Source organism: Spirochaeta cellobiosiphila DSM 17781, assembly GCF_000426705.1.
GTDB lineage: Bacteria > Spirochaetota > Spirochaetia > DSM-17781 > DSM-17781 > Spirochaeta_E > Spirochaeta_E cellobiosiphila.
Genome location: NZ_KE384558.1, coordinates 19,747 through 36,161, shown reverse-complemented (window position 1 = coordinate 36,161; position 16,415 = coordinate 19,747). Strand labels below are relative to the sequence as shown.

The 16,415-nt window shown below is 41.0% G+C and carries 14 protein-coding genes and 1 CRISPR repeat array; of the genes, 4 read left to right on the top strand and 10 right to left on the bottom strand.

Going from position 1 to position 16,415, the window contains the following annotated elements; genetic code table 11:
• Positions 1-3: 3 nt before the first annotated feature.
• Both K345_RS0116780 and K345_RS0116775 read right to left on the bottom strand, forming a co-directional pair.
• Complete coding sequence (locus K345_RS0116780) at positions 4-2,193, bottom strand: alpha-galactosidase (RefSeq protein WP_028975145.1); 2,190 nt, start codon at positions 2,191-2,193, stop codon at positions 4-6.
• A 19-nt stretch (positions 2,194-2,212) separates the two neighbouring features.
• On the bottom strand, positions 2,213-3,235 hold the full coding sequence (locus tag K345_RS0116775; protein WP_028975144.1) for a LacI family DNA-binding transcriptional regulator: 1,023 nt from the start codon (positions 3,233-3,235) through the stop codon (positions 2,213-2,215).
• Positions 3,236-3,510: 275 nt separating this feature from the next.
• On the opposite strand from K345_RS0116775, the gene K345_RS0116770 reads away from it, so the two are divergent.
• The 3 genes from K345_RS0116770 to K345_RS0116760 all read left to right on the top strand — a co-directional run bounded on the left by K345_RS0116770 (position 3,511) and on the right by K345_RS0116760 (position 6,634).
• The gene (locus tag K345_RS0116770) at positions 3,511-4,863 is read left to right on the top strand and encodes an ABC transporter substrate-binding protein (RefSeq protein ID WP_028975143.1); all 1,353 of its coding nucleotides are present in this window, start codon (positions 3,511-3,513) and stop codon (positions 4,861-4,863) included.
• 218 nt (positions 4,864-5,081) lie between these two features.
• A complete protein-coding gene (locus K345_RS0116765; protein WP_169714831.1) occupies positions 5,082-5,834 on the top strand; it encodes a carbohydrate ABC transporter permease in 753 nt (250 codons plus the stop codon).
• 2 nt (positions 5,835-5,836) lie between these two features.
• Positions 5,837-6,634, top strand: coding sequence for a carbohydrate ABC transporter permease (locus K345_RS0116760; RefSeq protein WP_028975141.1), 798 nt, complete (start codon positions 5,837-5,839; stop codon positions 6,632-6,634).
• Between the two features lie 279 nt (positions 6,635-6,913).
• On the opposite strand, the gene K345_RS22615 is transcribed toward K345_RS0116760, so the two are convergent.
• Positions 6,914-8,239 carry a leucine-rich repeat protein gene (locus tag K345_RS22615; protein ID WP_053228418.1) on the bottom strand — a complete coding sequence of 442 codons (1,326 nt, stop codon included), beginning with the start codon at positions 8,237-8,239 and terminating at the stop codon, positions 6,914-6,916.
• Between the two features lie 669 nt (positions 8,240-8,908).
• Between K345_RS22615 and K345_RS0116740 the strand changes: the two genes are divergently transcribed.
• Positions 8,909-9,208, top strand: a complete 300-nt coding sequence (locus tag K345_RS0116740) for an ankyrin repeat domain-containing protein (RefSeq protein ID WP_028975140.1) — start codon at positions 8,909-8,911, stop codon at positions 9,206-9,208.
• Positions 9,209-9,412: 204 nt separating this feature from the next.
• Positions 9,413-10,842: direct repeats of the CRISPR family, unit length 28 nt; unit sequence GAAACACCTCCGCCTACGCGGAGAAGAC.
• Positions 10,843-10,891: 49 nt separating this feature from the next.
• Here the strand turns inward: K345_RS0116740 and cas2e are convergent.
• From cas2e to casA, 7 genes are read right to left on the bottom strand one after another with little or no spacing between them, the layout of a single operon-like run.
• Positions 10,892-11,179 carry a type I-E CRISPR-associated endoribonuclease Cas2e gene (gene cas2e / locus K345_RS0116735; protein WP_028975139.1) on the bottom strand — a complete coding sequence of 96 codons (288 nt, stop codon included), beginning with the start codon at positions 11,177-11,179 and terminating at the stop codon, positions 10,892-10,894.
• Positions 11,180-11,181: 2 nt separating this feature from the next.
• A complete protein-coding gene (gene cas1e / locus K345_RS0116730; protein WP_028975138.1) occupies positions 11,182-12,039 on the bottom strand; it encodes a type I-E CRISPR-associated endonuclease Cas1e in 858 nt (285 codons plus the stop codon).
• Positions 12,032-12,745, bottom strand: coding sequence for a type I-E CRISPR-associated protein Cas5/CasD (gene cas5e / locus K345_RS0116725; RefSeq protein WP_037573018.1), 714 nt, complete (start codon positions 12,743-12,745; stop codon positions 12,032-12,034). Before cas5e ends, cas1e begins: the two co-directional genes overlap by 8 nt.
• 1 nt (position 12,746) lies before the next feature.
• On the bottom strand, positions 12,747-13,802 hold the full coding sequence (gene cas7e, locus K345_RS0116720) for a type I-E CRISPR-associated protein Cas7/Cse4/CasC (protein ID WP_028975136.1): 1,056 nt from the start codon (positions 13,800-13,802) through the stop codon (positions 12,747-12,749).
• A gap of 17 nt (positions 13,803-13,819) precedes the next feature.
• On the bottom strand, positions 13,820-14,413 hold the full coding sequence (cas6e, locus tag K345_RS0116715; RefSeq protein ID WP_211227917.1) for a type I-E CRISPR-associated protein Cas6/Cse3/CasE: 594 nt from the start codon (positions 14,411-14,413) through the stop codon (positions 13,820-13,822).
• Positions 14,395-14,913, bottom strand: coding sequence for a type I-E CRISPR-associated protein Cse2/CasB (gene casB / locus K345_RS0116710; protein ID WP_028975134.1), 519 nt, complete (start codon positions 14,911-14,913; stop codon positions 14,395-14,397). The genes cas6e and casB overlap by 19 nt, the downstream gene beginning before the upstream one ends.
• Positions 14,906-16,402 carry a type I-E CRISPR-associated protein Cse1/CasA gene (gene casA / locus K345_RS0116705; RefSeq protein ID WP_028975133.1) on the bottom strand — a complete coding sequence of 499 codons (1,497 nt, stop codon included), beginning with the start codon at positions 16,400-16,402 and terminating at the stop codon, positions 14,906-14,908. The genes casB and casA overlap by 8 nt, the downstream gene beginning before the upstream one ends.
• Positions 16,403-16,415: the final 13 nt, after the last annotated feature.

Below are 16,415 nucleotides of genomic sequence, written 5' to 3'. Positions count from 1 at the left end.
ATATTAACCAATCCTATTCATAATAATCAATTGAGAGTCGAAATCTCCTTTCAATTCTGGTAGATTAAGGCCGGAGTACATCAGATAATCTCCATAGTATTGTTGTCCACTCTGGTCCTGATAAAGGCTGTCTTCTTCTAGCCCGGTCAATCTAATTTTGTCAAAATTGTTGTAGGGAGTAGCCAGTGTCAGATAGAAAAACAATAGGATCTCCGATTGATCTTCAGCAAGGAACATCCAGGCGCTGCTTGCACTTCCATACGGGGATCGTAAACGAATAAATTTACCACTCTGTACTGTTTTTCTAATCTTTTTATATAAGCTTAGCTGTTGAAGAATCTCTTTCTTTTCCCTGTCTGACAGTGTCAGGATATCCAGTTCATACCCCATGTTTCCCGCCATGGCTACATTGGCTCTTGTTTTCAAAGAAGTGGTGCGTCCCATCTGGTGGTTAGGGCAGGCCGAAACATGGGCCCCCATAGAGATAGGAGGATAGACATAAGAGGTCCCCCACTGGATCTTCAAGCGTTCCACACTATCCGTGTTGTCGCTAGTCCAGGTCTGTGGCATATAATAGAGCATTCCAGGATCAAACCGGCCGCCTCCCCCAGAACAGCTTTCAAAGAGAACCTCGGGAAAATGGGATATCAACTTTTCCAATAAGCGATATAATCCCAAAATATAGCGGTGAGAGCTTTCTTTCTGTCTCTCTGAAGAAAGAATGGGAGATCCTACTTCTGTCATATTACGGTTCATATCCCATTTTATGTAATTTATGTTGTTTTCAGATATGATACTGGTCATCCTCTGGTAGAGATAATCCTGTACTTCTTCCCTACCCATATCCAGGATAAGCTGATTGCGCCCTTCGGAACGATAACGCCCAGGAACAGAGAGGCACCATTCTGGATGGCTCCGGTAGAGATCACTGTCTGGGGACACCATCTCCGGCTCAAACCAGAGTCCAAACATCATCCCCCGACTATGGGCTGCCTCACTTAAGGCTTTCAGTCCTTTTGGAAGTTTTTCCCGGTTTACCCACCAATCTCCCAATCCCGATTTATCAGAGTTACGCTTCCCGAACCATCCGTCATCCAGAACAAACAGTTCAATCCCAAGCCGGGAGCTTTCTTCTATCAACTGCTCAATTTTATCCTGATCAAAATCAAAATAGGTAGCCTCCCAGTTATTAATTAGGATGGGACGTTCCCGCTTACTCCAGTAACCTTTATACAGGCGCGTCCTGTATAATTGGTGATAAATCTGAGACATTCCATTAAGTCCTCGGGAGGAATAAACCAATACAGCCTCAGGAGAAGTAAACTTCTCATCAGGCTGTAAGTACCAGCTAAAATCTATTGGGTTTAAACCGATTTGTAAGCGGGTCTTCCCATGGGCATTTACCGATGCTTCCGCCTGAAAGGAACCACTGTAAATGAGATTCATAGAATAGACTTCACCCCGGAATTCATCCGTTTCGGGCCTTACTAAGGCAAGGAAGGGATTTTGTTCATGAGAACTGGAACCTCTTTTGCTATCAATGATATGTCCATGCCGTCCCAGGGGTATCCTGCAGACTTGCCGCTCCATGGCCCAGGCTCCATAGAGATTGATTATTTCAAAATGATCATCCCGAAAAAAGTCTACTGTGGCACTCATCACTCTTTTGATGGTAATAGGCTTTTCTCCCTGATTGGTTAAAACAACCTTCCGTGTTATCACATCCTGTTTTTCCAGTACGGTATAATAGAGTTCTATAGTTAGGCCAGAAAAGGAATCGGCTAAAGTTATGACCAGAGTCTCCGATGAATCACCAGTTTCCGCTTCAATAAAGGGTAAACCTTTAGGCTGTACTGATCCTGGCTGAATCCGGTGACTTTGGTATTCAGGAGCAATCACATGAGTCCCATCGGCTAATTGAACCTCAATAGCAGGAGATTCATAATCACTTCTCCCGTAATCAGGAAATTCCCGAGGAATAGTATCGAAGGAGATCTCCTTATGCTCCGGTTCTGGATTAGGGGAAAAACTGGATTGCTCAACCAAGGGTAACTCAAATGCAGAAGCGATCTTTACTCTTTGTCCCCAGTAATGATGAACCAAATGTTTTCCAAGTAGAACCTCCATAATGTAACTAGTATGACAGGTTGTCAGATGGAACTGTTTCTTTTCTGAATCAAAACTTACGCCCATAAAGTCCTCTTTTATATTGTTATAAGGGAACCGCACCGCTAGATTGTCTGACGATTAGTTCCGGTTCTATCAGGATAACTTCCTGTTTGTTCTCTGTATGGTTCAATCCCTGTATTAAGAGATTGGAGGCCTGATTGCCCAGGGTGGAGAGTTTCATATCTACTGTAGTCAGCTGTGGATTACTACTTTTGGATAGATTGGTGTTATCGTGTCCAATGATCGATAGTTCATCGGGTATGTTCATCCCTAAAACAGAAGCGGCATTGATTGCCCCCAGAGCCATCAAATCATTACAGGTAAAGATCGCTGTTGGACGATCTGAAGGGGGTAACTTTAGCATTTCCTGACAGGCATGGGAGGACATACTAATGGCATTGTCTGTATTGGCTTGAGGAATCGAAACCAGGTAGCGAGAGTCTGGTTCTAATTGATGAGCAGTGTAAAAATCACGCCAGCATTTCTCTTTTACATCGAAAGAATGGCCCTGAAAACCCCGGACAAAGGCGATCTTTCGATGTCCCATATCCCATAAATAGTTCATCACCCGTTCCATCCCCTTATACTGATCCACATAGACGGACCAGAACTCTTTCAAGGCAGGAAAGGAATGAATCAGAATCAAAGGGGTCCGGCGGGAGATATCATGGTAGAGACCATTGTTGAAATTCTCTATGGTAGGGTCAATCATGATAATTCCTTCCACCTGGCGGGAGATTAAGCTCTCCAGGTATCTCTTTTCCTTTTCAGGTTTACCATCGGTGGAACTTAAAAATAACATAGAATCCATTTCTCCGAATCGCTTCTCAATGACATCGGTAATTTCCATGTAGTAGGCATTAGTCATAGAAGTTATCAAGGTTCCTATTGTCTTACTTTTTTTCTGCATTAAGCCCTGAGCCAACGCATTGGGCACATAACCCAGTTTTTCAATCGCTTTTTCCACGCGGATTTTAGATTCCTGTTTCACCTTGCGGTTATTTAGTACTCTCGAAACAGTCGCGGTTGAAACCTTCGCTTCTAAAGCAACATCCTTGATAGTCAATGACAACTCCTATACTGTAAGCGATTACAATAATATCATTTACAGGCTAAAGCATGTTTAAAAAAAGAGCAATAGAAATATCAATAAGCTCTAAATATAGACTCTTTTATCCTATTTTAATCCCTAAAAGGCCAAAATCACGTATTAATCAAAAACTGTAAACGTTTACAGTTTTTCTTGCCTTCCACCAAGAGCCGTGCTATTCTCGAAAAATAAAGACCCTTTGGAACTCCCTTTGGAGATAAAGAAAGGATCAAAATTTAGAGGAGTGACCTGTGAAAAAAAGAAATCAAATTGCAACTGTTTTTTTACTGATTGTCATGGCTCTGCCGATGTGGGCAAACGGCTCTTCCGAAAGCTCTGACAGTGCATCCAGTGATAAAGTGGTTCTAACATGGTGGACATGGACAATACCTACAGAAGAGGATTTTACTGTACTCAAAGAAGGTTTTGAAAAGAAATACCCAAACATCGAATTACAGTACAGTGTGAATCAGATGGATGATTACAAACAAAAATTACAAGTAGAGTTCGCCTCGGGCGCCGGTCCAGATGTCATATCCATGCAGCCTGGCTCTCTTCTGAACAAATACAAACCCTTTCTAATGGATTTATCTGAACCTGTAGCGGACACACTAGACCAACTAGTTCCTGCTGTAGTGGATAATGCAAAAAAATATTCAGGTGCAAATAAAATATACCTAGCCCCTCTAGGGACTTCTTCCACAATGTTTATATATTACAATGCCACCTATTTTGAACAAGCGGGTATCACTTCTATACCCAACGACCTGGACAGCCTGTTGGTTACCATCGAAAAACTAAAGAAGACTTTCCCCAATAAACTTCCCCTTACCATTGGATTAAAAGATGGTTGGTTTAACGGAGATGTATTCTCCTTACTTGCTAATATGGTGGAACCAGGAATTACGGAAAAAGCCGACAAGGGAGAAATCAAGTGGAACGACCCCCAATTTGTGAAAGCAATGGAGGTTCTAAGAAAGCTAGTTAAGCTGGGAGTCATCGATAAAAACGCCCTTGGGGTCTCTGTTTACGAAGATTCCATCGGTATGTGGGCCGATGGAAAAGCGGTGATGCATGTAAACGGTGGATGGGCCATAGGTATGTTATCCAATCCCTCTAATGTCAATGAAAAGGGCATTCCCTATGCAGACAGAAGAGGAGGTCGGGCCACAGATAATGATATATTCGGAGCTTTTGCTGTTCCTAACTTTGCAGGAGGAGACCCTGTCGTTCTGGGAGGAATTGATATTGGACTCTCTTTAAACAAGAACCTGCTCAAAGATAAAGCCAAGCTGGATGCAGCGCTTAAACTACTCGACTATATGCTAGTGAGTGAAGGGCGAACTTATGAAACAGGAAGACCCGGTGCGGGACTCATCCCCACTCTTAAGAATACCTCTCTAAACAAATCTATCTACCAGGACCCCGCTTCTTCTGCCGGTGTGGATGCTATCGTCAATACCACTAATAATGATCTGGCTGGCCCCAGAGGGGTTACCAATCCTGCGGTTTTCAATCAAATGGGAATCGTTGTTCAAAATGTAGTTGCCGGTAAAGATATCCAGGATGAACTGGATGCCTTACAGGCTGTTTCTGAAAAATAATACCAGAGCTTATCCCATAGGTTTCAACCTATGGGACGCTCTTTCTTAAGGGGGAGTCATTGCCTACTATCAATTCCTTATCAATAAATAGGCGGAAAAGACAAGATCTCATTGCGGGGTATCTGTTTCTTTTGCCCTTACTCCTATTAATGGGATGCTTTATCTTTTATGGGCTTTATTATGTTGTGCGTCTCAGCTTTTATAAGTGGGATGGATTGATGCCCGAAACCATGGAATTCCGGGGCATAAAAAATTATGCACTCCTCTTCTCTGATCCTGTTTTTTACAAAGCGATCATCAATGTGATTCTTTTTATGATTTTTACCGTATCCCTTCAGATGTTCGGGGGATTAATAATAGCCCTTCTTTTGCGCTCTCGAATGACAGGAAGCCGTTTTTACAAAGCTCTGTTTTATATCCCTGTAACCCTTTCCACAGTAGTTATCGCCCGTACGTTCATGGGCGTTTACGAGCCCTATTTTGGACTGTTAAATACCTTTCTGAGATTTATCGGCCAGGATGCTCTAACCAGAAGTTGGCTGGGGGATCCTTCTACTGCACTTTGGGCTATTATTGTGACCAATATCTTTCAATGGACGGGAGCCCAGATGGTTTTCTATATTGCTGGTTTAACCACTATTGACGATGCCATTTTTGAAGCAGCCCAGATCGATGGAGCCGGATTCTGGCAATCCTTTTTTCATATTGTATGGCCCTCTTTATGGCCTACACATACTACAGTGATCATACTAGGGGTCGTCGGTGCTGTGAAGACCTTCGATATTGTATGGCTTTTGACGCAAGGGGGGCCGGGCAATGCTACCCAGTTTCCTGCAACCATGCTCTATCAATCGGTAGTACAGAATTCCCAGGCAGGCTATGGTGCGGCCATCAGTGTGGTCATGATTTTATTCAGTATTACCCTATCTATTGTGCAGATATGGTTTAACAAGAAAAAGAGGGAGGGATAAAGGTGTTTACCAAACAATCATTTAAACAAAAATTAATCATTCAGATTCTACTGGCCACACTGGGAATTATCTACATTATTCCTATGGCCAATGTGGTAATCTCTTCCTTTGGTGGTGGAGGGATAAAAAATTATACCTACCTTTTTACCTCTGGTTTTCCTATTACCCGGATGATATTCAACAGCTTCCTAGTTTCGATCCTACAGATCATACTGATTATCTCCGTCTCTTCTCTGTCCGCCTTTGCTTTTTCTAAAATAAGCTTTAAAGGAAGAGACCTGATTTATCTTCTAGTGATTCTAACCATGTCTATCTCAATCCTCTGTTTTATCTCTCCCCTTTTCAGAACAATGAAAGTGTTAGGATGGATGAATACCTATAAAGCTCTTGTATTTCCTGCGGCCACTTTCTGGATGCCCGTAGCCATTCTGATTCAAAAAAATTATTTCGATTCATTGGGACGGGAATATTTAGAAGCGGTAATGATTGAAGGTGGTGGATATTTTAAAGCCTGGAGTTATGTCTACCTTCCCCTTAGCAAGCCAGCCGCAGCTAATGTTATCGTATTTGCCTTTATCAATTCATGGAATGACTACCTCAATCCATTACTGTTCTCAAGAACGGATCAGATGAAAACCCTCCCTATGGCGGTAGTGTCTCTAACGTCCTCCATCTACGGCGCCCGACCTGAAGTGGTCTTCGCCTGTTTGGTCATTATGGCCATCCCTTCGGTTTGTGTGTATCTTCTGCTCCAGGATCAGTTAGGTGAAGGAATGACGGCAGGAGCATTAAAAGGGTGATGTTTTGCTCAGTGAGAGAAAGGACTAATACAGGAGATCCTCCATAAAATTACTACTGTCCGGTTTAATTCAATGAAGGATTATGAATATTAAGGAGATAAGAAAGTAAGATCATTTAAGACTTATGATCTTTTTCAGTGACTTTTATTATAGCCTGGATATTGTTAAAGGTGGGAATATACCAGGCGATGTCTCAGCCCTTAAGGAGCTTTAGGCTGAGGCTACGCCACAATTTTGCATAACAAAGCGTCATTATCACAAACTTAAATAAATCTTCCGCTATAAATTTTTAACAATCCTTGTAAAAATTGTTGTATCTATCCAACCCCCAGTATTAAATCCGGTAGCAGTGGAATTAACATGAACCTCACAGTCAGATACATCCCAGGGGAAAGAACTATTAGTGTTTGGAGGAGTATCCTGATGGAGATTTAACATCTTAAGACTTGAACATCCTGAGAAGACACTGGCTCCTATGGAAGTAACAGATCTTAGTGTAACAGTCTCTAAACTGGTGCAGCCACTAAAAGTACTATTTCCAACAACATTAACACCTTCAGGAAAATCAATACTCAATAAGGATCTACAATTTGTAAAAGTATGAGAACTAATGCTTTTCACGGAAGAAGGAATATTAATAGAACGGAGACTCTCACACCCATTAAAGGCAAATTTCTCCAGTTTTACTAACCCCTCCGGTAATTTAACATTATCCAGAGACGAGCAATACCGAAAGGCCGCCCCTATAACTCTAACTGTGCTGGGAATTGTTACAGTCGTTAAATTGGAACAGTCGAAAAAAAGATAGGAGGGAAGTTCCGTAATTCCCTCGGGAATGGTGGCTGTAGTAAGATTTGTACAACCCATAAAAAGATTACCCCCTAGAGAAGTAACTGAGGGAGGGATATTTATGCCTTTTAAACTAGTACAGTTTTCGAAGGTTCCCGCTTTTAGGGTTTTTAAATTATTAGGAAGAGAAATCTCTTCTAGACTGGTGCACCTAGCGAAAGCTTCTTTACCTATGGAGGTGACAGAATTGGGAATGGTAACCTTGGTTAGATTTTTTCCATCTTTGAAAGCCCTATCTTCAATATATGTTACAGGATATCCCTTTATATGGGAAGGGATTACAATATCACCGGCCAGATCTTCATCATTTAGACCCACTGAAACAATTCCCGAATGATAAGTATAAATAAGTCCCTCCTCTTTAAAAAAAGAATAGGAGTCCGAATTATACTCATCAGTCCATTTGGCATAAAGAGTAATATACTCAGATCTAGGGGTGAAAGAACCATTTTTAAAAAAATCGAAATCCCTATCATCTCCTGAAGTTCTAGACCAGCCCAGAAAGCTGTACCCCTCTTTCGTGAAAATGTTGGAAGAGAGCTTTGTCGGGGTATGGAGAGTGCTTAATTGATCAGCCATATGCCCAGATCCACCATTGGCATCGTAGTGTATAATGACTTCTACCGGTTTCGGCTCTACCGGTTTCGGCTGTTCAGGCTTCGGCTGTTCAGGTTTCGGATCTAGAGTCGGCTCTATAGGATTCTTACATCCCCAAAAGGAGAGCAATAGTAAGATTATATATATTTTTTTAATCATCCACATTTTCCTTTTTACACTCTTATAAACCAAAAGATGGTGAGAGGTCTACTTGATAATAAGATATAGCAAGCCCTACCAATGCACAACTATCTTTATAAAAAAGGTCATTAATGGCATATGACATTGAATGGAGAGCTAAAAACGAATGTATCAGTCCCCTGTCGGCTGAAGATATCAGCTTAGTTTATAGCCCATTTTTTAAACAATATTCTGGATCTATAAATCATAACAATTGTTCAATATCATAGATTACTATTTGAAGTACATAGATTTTTATGAATCACTAGAAGCGTTTTTTGCTTACAAAAATAGAATTAAAACGGAATATATAATCTTATTGCGTAATACTACTGATTCTGTTCTTTTTTCCATCACACGTTGAAGTGCGTTTAGCTGACAATTTTTCATAGATCCCCTCGGACTTCATTGTTAAACGCACTGTTAACATCTTGCTTACAGCCATACTCCTGTCCAATATATAGCAAAATATTCACTGAAAAAGGCAAGAGAATCCAGTGTGCCAATGGGCCCTAACAACACAATCACTCCTGATGAAATGGCTAAGAATTCAGAAACATATTTTTATAAATGTATGGATGTTTTAAGACTAATTGCACCAAAATCAGATCTTAGTTCCTACACTGACTATGATTATACAGCATTGCATTGTGCAGCGGAAGAAACATTCTTGCTGATGCGGGAGCTGACGTAAACCAACAAAACAACGATGAGGCAACCCCACTAACAATAGCTATTGAAAAAGGTAAGGACAGAGCTGTAAAAATGCTATTAGAGAAAGGTGCCGATCCCAATTTAACAGATAAATATATAGAACTATTATGCAAACATGGTGCGTCAAAAAATGTTAAAGCGATTCAAAAGTATAGTGAAGTAGAAGTAGGTGATACCCCGGTAACACTAGCAGATAAGCTTGGAAATACAGAGATTATAGATTTGCTGAAATAAAAAGCTATTCCTATTGGGGTAATGATGATTACAGACAATATTCTTGAAGTGAAACTTTTCCTTCCTCGACAACATTAATGCGGAAACAGCTCTGCTTATGGAGAGGGACATTTTCCTAACAACCTCTTAATACTTGTTTACTAAAAATGCCTACGCCTATGTGGAGAAGACGAAGATAAGCTATGGCAGATTAGGTCAGTAGTAGAAACACCTCCGCCTGCGCGGAGAAGACAAAGGAGAAAGGAAAAATGGACGAAGCCAAGGAGAAACACCTCCGCCTACGCGGAGAAGACAAATATGGGCAGTGGGGTAAGATTGCTAATGAAGAAACACCTCCGCCTACGCGGAGAAGACGGGGGTTTACAGTCCAAAAGTTATACGATCCCAGAAACACCTCCGCCTACGCGGAGAAGACTTGGGGACATTGTATCAAATGATTAAATGTAGGAAACACCTCCGCCTACGCGGAGAAGACTTTTTGATGCATAGCTGCTTACTGCTCCTGTTAGAAACACCTCCGCCTACGCGGAGAAGACCTTGACATATACATAAATTCTTCTGTTGCGTCAGAAACACCTCCGCCTACGCGGAGAAGACTGCTCTTAATGCTTTAAGATTCATGCTTGGATGGAAACACCTCCGCCTACGCGGAGAAGACTAGTAAAAGAAATAGAACAAACGGCCTTTGATGGAAACACCTCCGCCTACGCGGAGAAGACTATCACAAAAGAATTCCCGGCTAACTCCTTAAAGAAACACCTCCGCCTACGCGGAGAAGACACGCTTATAGCTTGCTCGACGTCGCCCTCTGTAGAAACACCTCCGCCTACGCGGAGAAGACCTCTCACACTTGGTGCGCCTTTAGTCTGACTTGGAAACACCTCCGCCTACGCGGAGAAGACTTTATCCTGATGGAGATTAAAATGGAAGAAGTAGAAACACCTCCGCCTACGCGGAGAAGACGGAGATGGGGAGAGAACGCATACTGTTTATGAAGAAACACCTCCGCCTACGCGGAGAAGACGTAATGTCATAAAAAAGAAAGTAGGGTATATGGGAAACACCTCCGCCTACGCGGAGAAGACATACCCGAGACTTTACCAACCGACGAAGAAATAGAAACACCTCCGCCTACGCGGAGAAGACGTAGCTAAAACAGTTGCAATAAAAGCAAAAGAAGAAACACCTCCGCCTACGCGGAGAAGACGTGGCATTTCTGGAAATGGCCGAACAAGATATAGAAACACCTCCGCCTACGCGGAGAAGACTTCTCCCAAAGAAGCCCACATTACTTTAATACGGAAACACCTCCGCCTACGCGGAGAAGACCTTAACGTGCTTCCTAATTGTGGAACCATTTTAGAAACACCTCCGCCTACGCGGAGAAGACCAGGTACAGCAATAGGACGAATGTCTATAGCTGGAAACACCTCCGCCTACGCGGAGAAGACCCTATAGGTTTAATAACTGCCGCAATAATTTTAGAAACACCTCCGCCTACGCGGAGAAGACTCAAGGGAATTATCTTCTTCTGTCTTGCTTCCAGAAACACCTCCGCCTACGCGGAGAAGACATATTAATACATCAAGAAAAGAGCTTGAATCAAGAAACACCTCCGCCTACGCGGAGAAGACAGCGACATATAGAGTTCAACCTTATACTTAGGTACCATATATAGCGGTACTAATCCATCCCTAATTTTTCAAAGATCAGTTGTAATCCATCAATTTCTGCAATCCTATGCTTTGGATCGCCCATACCCCATATTTTATAATAAGGAGCTTTATTAATTCTCTGCATCACCAGAAGACCTGAATTAGCAGGACAGGATTCAAAGAGGTATTTGATCACACCTTCTGCCACACTATCCTTTATTCCAGAGACAAAGACATTAGCTCTAGGCTCCACAAACCAGAGTTTCATTCTACCTCTGACAGCTGGCGGTAAATTATTGGCTATAACCACAACCACAGTTACTTTCCTAAAGCCATGGTAATATCCTTTCCAATATTTTCCAGCAATTTGTTTTGAATAACACGTTTCCTGAAGTCCTCTACCACTCTATGTTTATTGTATTTGCCTCCCATTTCATAAGTCAAAGAGAATGCAAGATCTATACATAGATCTTCTTTATACAAGTCTGCCATATCATAAACAAAGGGTAATGGGCTACCAGAATGAACAAATCCAACATGAGGAGAATATCCCAGAGAATAGATAGCTGATGTCAGTATGCCATAGAGGGCGGCGTTGGAAGAAGTCAGAATCTGATTGGTCAAATCTCCCAGCTCAAATTTTCCTGGAGTGTACTGACGTCCTTTCCAACCAACACCATATTCCTTTGCTTTAGACTCATATAATCTTCTAACTCTCAATCCTTCCATACCCATTAACTCTTTTAAAGATTTTTGACTGACATTTTCTTGAGGAAATCTTCTGGAAAACATCCTTCTGGCTACTTCAACACGTTTCTTTCCATTTATGGCAAGTTCCATTTGTTTTCTCATATTTCTAGTATCTGAGGTAGGACTTTGACCAACAGCATAGAAAAGCATACTATCCTCACCTACCCAACAGATCATACAATTAGAAGCTGTTATAACCTTAACAGCTTCATGAGTTATACTGGTTCCAGGACCAAGAAGAATAGCATTAAGCATAGCTATAGGAAGACGAACAAGGTTTGCTTCACTATCAATCCATTTGACACTACTATCATCGATCTCCAATCTCCCTCGTTCCAGATAAATAAATGGATATTTATCCTTCACTTGAGGAAGATTGTTTCTATTTATCTTGATAAATAGTCTTTTATTCTTTTCCTCACTCATAATTCACAAGAGTTACCTGTCTATCTCGGTAGGATTTTAAGCGACCAAATCTAATTGGAATATCGTTAAGAGTCAAAACTTCTCCCTCATCCTCAAAAGCACCGTCTTTGATATGAAAGCTTTTATGAAGCTCAAGATTATGATCATCAGAGGATATGCTTTCTACTATTTTTTTCAACTCTATCTCAGCCTCATTATAGTAATCATATTCTCCTCGATAGAGGATCTCACTAGGTATACAGTTCTTACGACCTAGATACAGATCAAATACAGGTTCTCGTAAGGATTTCCCTATAAGATAACTAAGATCATCCTCTAGTTCCTGAATCACGCCAAAAGCCATATCCTGTAAATAGTAACGGTAAGTCAACTTTGCCCCCCCACCTACCGCGGACTTTCCTTCAATAGTCTTGGGAATCATATTTTTTTGCCAAGAATTCTTGCTGTCATACCCACTACCTACCATATGAAAATCTATCAAAGTACTGGTTTGGTTCTCCGTCTTCCAGTAAGCAAATATATTCTGCTTATACTCTGCGAGCTGTGCTAATAGATCTTCCTGACTCCCTCTAGCCCCAAGGGCTGATAAATAAAGACCGAAGAGGCCTGATTTTGTGGGAAAGTCTAGTGAATCCCTACGCCAGAATTTTGAGTCTACACCCCAGCTCTGAAAAGGACCTTCTAACCATAGAAGTAAATACTTCATATCAATGAACTCCCTCCAGAGCTGAGGTGATACCTTCTATCAAATCATCCATACTATAGGAATCATCCAATCCCCAGGTCCATTCTTGTACTTTGCCGAATAAGGATCCAGCCTTACTCTCTTTAGACTTGAGAGCTTGATCCAATGTAGAAATACTTTCAGAAAGATATCCATCGCCCTTACTTTTCACAGCCTTATCAAAACAAACTTGGAGATTCTGTCCTTTTCGAAGATATACTTTAGCGTAGTCCCATTGATTGAAACCAGCCTGAGTAGTCTGCCGTGCTTGTGGTACTGCTAGATACAGAGCTTTAATAAAAGCCATGATAGATGAATTGATATCACCATCTTCTCCCAAGGTATCCACTAGTTGTCCAAGATTAACTGAAATATAGCGATAATAAGTAGCTGAGTTAAACTCCAACGTTCCCATGTGGGAGGAACCTGTTTGAATCTCATCAGAATCAGGATAATCATCGATTGCAGTGAAGAAATCCAATTCATTATTAACTTTATGAGTCGAAATAGCGTGACTAAAAGAACAAGATGCTTCAATATTTAACTCTGGAGCTTGAGCGACCATCCTTCCAAATAAAGCTATGTCCAGGCCATCAGCAGCAGGATTGAAGAACTTTTTATGTTCTTTGTAAACGTCAGTCTTCTTGATATCAGAGGCTTTATATTCTAGAGATTTGGCATATTCTGCCAATCCTTCTGCTTCTTGATCTGTAAAAAAATGGAGAGTATCCTTAGATAAGTGCTTAGCTATTTCTATTGCACAAGTCTCTGCCTGTTCATCAGAGGCTCCTTGCTCTAGCATTTTTTTAACTATTAGCTCTTTGATTCTTTTAGTACGAACTCCCAGCTTTATTCCCAGGTTGTGAAGTTCCATCCGAACCTGACGCTTCCATGCTTGACTACTGACCCGAGCCCTTGTCGTTCCCCCAACAATAGCTGTCTTGGGAGCGCCAACATCATCCCTATTCAAACAGGTCACAGGAAAGCTCTGTAATATATGAAATTCTAATTTTAATCCTTGTAAGTTCCCTACACTCATTTTTATTTTCTCCTTAATCAATTCAGTGGTTTTAACTGTAACAGACCGAAACCAAAAGCTTTTCCCCGGCCTAATCCTTTAGTAAATGATTCTCTAAATAGCGTTTTATCTTCGACTTTCAAAATGCCAGAGAACATAGCTTGATGAAATCGTAAATTATTTCCCTTGCTTTTGAAGCTAATACTGCCAACTTCTGAGACTTCCAGATTGTCCCTATAAGGGGAAAATCCCCACTGCTGACTTCTACCACAAAACCAGTCCAAAAGCTCTTCTCTTCCGATTACTGGTTTTTTGTTCTTAAAGCCTTTTACATTTCTAACAGGATTGAGGCGGACTTTAAACATATACTCAGACCAATCCAGATAGCTCATAGGAAGATCCTTGCTCCTGATATTAAGATTTTTATTATTAGATGGTGTGTTCTGAGAGAGGACAAGAATTTTTCTCAGGGCTCTATCTCCTGGCATTTCCTGATAAAGGAAGTCTCGAGAATTTCCAGGAAATAGATCATAAACAAGTTTATGAATACCATATTCATCATGAATCTCTTCTTTGCTTATATCTCTTGGACTTAGTGATATTTGGGAGAGAATCATGATTCGCCTCGCCAATCATGGTAGAACTGTTTAGCCCAAAGACTTCTGGTCCGCTCGCGACTATCTTCCCTGTCAAACCAAAAAACTTCTTCCAAGAGCCTACTATGATTGATAGTTATACCTTTGGAACGTAATAAATGAAGCAGTGAAGGCAAGACTAATAATAGATCCTTTCGATTCTGGCAAGCTAAGAGACGTCTCAACCTAGCTCCTCCTGGACCTGTATCATCCTTACTGTGCTCATGATCCTGATAGGCCATAGCCAGTGCCTCTCCCAATCCATACTCACCGTCAACAGTTACATCTCTATTAGCAATATCAGCACCTATGAGAGCATAGACACGTCTATCATCTGGATATTCCAGATTGACATAAGAACTTAAGATATCCCAACAGTAGTATTCTGTATTGGGATTCTCCCCTTTGCGTAGCTTTGCACGGTACCCCTTGTCCTGACTACCATGACAGCGCTCCATAACAAGTTTTACGAATGTGCTAGACTGTTTATCATCCAACTTTTACCTCCTCTATAGTAATCTTTTTTATACGGGGATAATGCTCTGCCCATGACTTAAGCTGTCTTGCTGTCTGTTTAGGACAAGAAGCATCATAGATTTGCTCTACTATCTTTTTGGAATGATTATGGAATGCATCTAGATCAGTTTCATTAATTTCTTTTTGAATAAGCTTTGTGAAAACTAATTCCACTTGATTCCAGTAGAGAGACATGTCTTTATTGATTTTATCCTTATTATCAATACGAAGGGATCTGTTATACTCAGAGAGACATCTATACAATCTTTTTGAATGTGAATCGATTGTAGCTAAGGCTGACTTGACACTGGGGAACCAGGTGCCTCCCATTTGTTTTGGATCAAGTAGTATTAGTGACGCTATGTAATCATCAGTTCCAGAACAATACTGCTCTCCTGCATTACTACTGACTTTAAGACCTCCCGCCCATATGCCAGTAATATCACAATGTTTTTTAATCCTTCTAAAAGGAAGTTTCAACTGAAAGTTTGTAAAAGACTCCTTTTCTGAGTCTAAAAAAGAAAGAAAAGAGCTAATACTTCGCCAAGGCTTTTTATCCGTACTAACCCACAATGTCTTAATCTTTTTTTGGGTACTGTCGATGGCAATAGAAGGATCCCAGATCCCCTCAGCATAGTTAGGATAAGCCAGACCTTCAGTATAATAAACGCCTGATTCCGCTAACAAAACAAATCTAGACAAAGGCATTAGTCTACCTAGGTAAGAGCTTAATAAAGTTTTAGCAGTATCATCATCCTCACTTTCTGGCATTTTCTCCCATGGAGGAATGCCAAGACCTGTCATAAAGATTCCCATATTTTGAATATCCTGACTGGTAAAAAGATTCTGATAGATTGTCTCTTTTAATGTCCTGCCCTGCCAAAAATGGTGTTGTAATCCTTGAAAAGCTAAGGAAGGCCCAAATTTACCAGAGGTAGCTTTACCATTATCCTTGGTTTTTCCCTTATAGGTCGAAGATAAAATGATTGTGTTATCCACCTGCTTACCCGATGTAGCAAACCCACCTATTCTTAAGAGAAGAAGAGCTTTTTGAGCATCCGTCATCTCATTATCCATCTGCGAATCAAAAAGCACTGTGGTATTGCCCGAAGCTAATTCGGGAAGAAGGACATAATAAGGTTGTATTTTAGTGTTTTTTTCTTTCAGAACAGGCATCTGAAGAAATGGCTTGTCTCCATACAAGTTAAAGAGTTCTTTTTTATCATCAAGATATCCTAGACAGAGTTGTGCCATACCATGACTAGTCAGATCAGCCCAGGCTTTATCATCCTCGGGAGTACAAGCTGCCTGGGCGATAGCCAAAAAGAACCTAAGCAAAGAAATCTTTTGAACGGCATTACCTCCTATTGTTTTTAGGTTTTTGTTGTCAAAGATTTCTTTCAGACTCACCAGACCGGCATCTGCAATAGGAATCCAGGCTTCATCGATCAAGTTAAAATGATGATTCATACTTTATCTCCTC

Excerpts from the sequence above, each read along its gene's own strand:
- K345_RS0116780 (WP_028975145.1), bottom strand. The coding sequence starts at position 2,193 with ATGGGCGTAAGTTTTGATTCAGAAAAGAAACAGTTCCATCTGACAACC.
- K345_RS0116765 (WP_169714831.1), top strand. The coding sequence starts at position 5,082 with ATGCCCGAAACCATGGAATTCCGGGGCATAAAAAATTATGCACTCCTC.
- K345_RS22615 (WP_053228418.1), bottom strand. The coding sequence starts at position 8,239 with ATGATTAAAAAAATATATATAATCTTACTATTGCTCTCCTTTTGGGGA.
- cas1e (WP_028975138.1), bottom strand. The coding sequence starts at position 12,039 with ATGAGTGAGGAAAAGAATAAAAGACTATTTATCAAGATAAATAGAAAC.
- cas5e (WP_037573018.1), bottom strand. The coding sequence starts at position 12,745 with ATGAAGTATTTACTTCTATGGTTAGAAGGTCCTTTTCAGAGCTGGGGT.
- cas7e (WP_028975136.1), bottom strand. The coding sequence starts at position 13,802 with ATGAGTGTAGGGAACTTACAAGGATTAAAATTAGAATTTCATATATTA.
- casA (WP_028975133.1), bottom strand. The coding sequence starts at position 16,402 with ATGAATCATCATTTTAACTTGATCGATGAAGCCTGGATTCCTATTGCA.